The sequence below is a fragment of the Tardiphaga sp. OK245 genome (assembly GCF_900108575.1).
In the GTDB taxonomy this organism is placed as follows: domain Bacteria; phylum Pseudomonadota; class Alphaproteobacteria; order Rhizobiales; family Xanthobacteraceae; genus Tardiphaga; species Tardiphaga robiniae.
This window is the reverse complement of record NZ_FNWZ01000011.1, coordinates 1-2,500: the sequence shown is the minus strand read 5'-3', so window position 1 is coordinate 2,500 and position 2,500 is coordinate 1. Positions and strand designations below refer to the sequence as shown.

At 53.5% G+C, this 2,500-nt stretch carries 2 tRNA genes and 1 rRNA gene; all 3 read right to left on the bottom strand.

Going from position 1 to position 2,500, the window contains the following annotated elements:
* Positions 1 to 364 precede the first annotated feature (364 nt).
* The 3 genes from BLW80_RS29740 to BLW80_RS29730 all read right to left on the bottom strand — a co-directional run bounded on the left by BLW80_RS29740 (position 365) and on the right by BLW80_RS29730 (position 2,326).
* A tRNA-Ala gene (locus BLW80_RS29740) sits at positions 365 to 440 on the bottom strand.
* A 107-nt stretch (positions 441 to 547) separates the two neighbouring features.
* Positions 548 to 624, bottom strand: a tRNA-Ile gene (locus BLW80_RS29735).
* Positions 625 to 839: 215 nt separating this feature from the next.
* Positions 840 to 2,326, bottom strand: a 16S ribosomal RNA gene (locus tag BLW80_RS29730).
* Positions 2,327 to 2,500 lie beyond the last annotated feature (174 nt).

The following is a 2,500-nucleotide window of genomic DNA, read 5'->3' as shown; positions in this document are numbered from 1 at the left end:
GGTCAAGCCGTGCGCACTTCATGCAGCTGGATATGATTTAGAAAGACCAGTTTGCTTCGTAAGATCGAACCGACAACGAGGCGGTCAAGCTTCGTTGAAAAGGAATAAAGATGCGGAAGCTTTGCAAGCAAAGCGTTCGCATTCAATTCCTGGAGATTATGATTGCGGCATCCGCAATTGCTTGCAGATCCGAACCTCGGAACGATCTCCTCTTTACGATGTCATAAATCCCGCAGTCGATCTCGTAAGACCGACAAGCGAAGTTATACCGCGGACTAAATCAGGCGCTGCCCATGTGGCGCGCGCTGTCTGAACACACTGAATGTTTGTTACGATCTCAACGTCGCCATCCATCAGAAGTTTCTGGTGGAGGCAGACGGGATCGAACCGACGACCTCATGCTTGCAAAGCACGCGCTCTCCCAGCTGAGCTATGCCCCCGTTCCAGAAGACGAATGCTCAACGCTGTAGTTCGCGTTTTGCAGATGCGATGCTTGCGCATGTGATGTCGACGTCAGCAGCAGCCTTGAAAGCAAAGCGCGCAAATATGGTGGGCCTGGGAAGACTTGAACTTCCGACCTCACGCTTATCAAGCGCGCGCTCTAACCAACTGAGCTACAAGCCCTAACAACAAAGGACTGCGCTCGGCTCATCGACATGACCTTGCGATCAAACGCCAACAAGCAGCACGAGCACGCCCCAGCGTGTGTTCGTCCGCGAAGAAAGAGAAACGAAGACGGCGGTGTCCCGCCTATGCAGCTCAAACATTGATCCAATGTCTGGCCACTGATGTTTCAAAAGAGGTTCGATAGATGCAAGCATCTGAAGAACCATCCTTAGAAAGGAGGTGATCCAGCCGCAGGTTCCCCTACGGCTACCTTGTTACGACTTCACCCCAGTCGCTGACCCTACCGTGGTCAGCTGCCCCCTTGCGGTTAGCGCACTGCCTTCAGGTAGAACCAACTCCCATGGTGTGACGGGCGGTGTGTACAAGGCCCGGGAACGTATTCACCGTGGCATGCTGATCCACGATTACTAGCGATTCCAACTTCATGGGCTCGAGTTGCAGAGCCCAATCCGAACTGAGACGGCTTTTTGAGATTTGCGAGAGGTCGCCCTTTTGCATCCCATTGTCACCGCCATTGTAGCACGTGTGTAGCCCAGCCCGTAAGGGCCATGAGGACTTGACGTCATCCCCACCTTCCTCGCGGCTTATCACCGGCAGTCTCCTTAGAGTGCTCAACTAAATGGTAGCAACTAAGGACGGGGGTTGCGCTCGTTGCGGGACTTAACCCAACATCTCACGACACGAGCTGACGACAGCCATGCAGCACCTGTGCTCTATGCCCCGAAGGGAAGGTTCCATCTCTGGTACCGGTCATAGACATGTCAAGGGCTGGTAAGGTTCTGCGCGTTGCGTCGAATTAAACCACATGCTCCACCGCTTGTGCGGGCCCCCGTCAATTCCTTTGAGTTTTAATCTTGCGACCGTACTCCCCAGGCGGAATGCTTAAAGCGTTAGCTGCGCCACTAGTGAGTAAACCCACTAACGGCTGGCATTCATCGTTTACGGCGTGGACTACCAGGGTATCTAATCCTGTTTGCTCCCCACGCTTTCGTGCCTCAGCGTCAGTTATGGGCCAGTGAGCCGCCTTCGCCACTGGTGTTCTTGCGAATATCTACGAATTTCACCTCTACACTCGCAGTTCCACTCACCTCTCCCATACTCAAGACTTTCAGTATCAAAGGCAGTTCTGGAGTTGAGCTCCAGGATTTCACCTCTGACTTAAAAACCCGCCTACGCACCCTTTACGCCCAGTGATTCCGAGCAACGCTAGCCCCCTTCGTATTACCGCGGCTGCTGGCACGAAGTTAGCCGGGGCTTATTCTTACGGTACCGTCATTATCTTCCCGTACAAAAGAGCTTTACAACCCTAGGGCCTTCATCACTCACGCGGCATGGCTGGATCAGGCTTGCGCCCATTGTCCAATATTCCCCACTGCTGCCTCCCGTAGGAGTTTGGGCCGTGTCTCAGTCCCAATGTGGCTGATCATCCTCTCAGACCAGCTACTGATCGTCGCCTTGGTAGGCCTTTACCCCACCAACTAGCTAATCAGACGCGGGCCAATCTCTCGGCGATAAATCTTTCCCCGTAAGGGCTTATCCGGTATTAGCACAAGTTTCCCTGTGTTGTTCCGAACCAAGAGGTATGTTCCCACGCGTTACTCACCCGTCTGCCACTGACGTATTGCTACGCCCGTTCGACTTGCATGTGTTAAGCCTGCCGCCAGCGTTCGCTCTGAGCCAGGATCAAACTCTCAAGTTGGACTTGAAACTTTAAACCGGCTGATCACAACGTATTGACGAGGTCCCACCATACTAAATCGACCAAACCGAAGTTCAGCCAATCTGCTGTCCGCGCTTCACAGCGCTAACAACGATGGTGTTAACCTTTGTTCAAAACGTGTACCGCCGAAGTCTTTCGTCCGGCCCCGCCTCA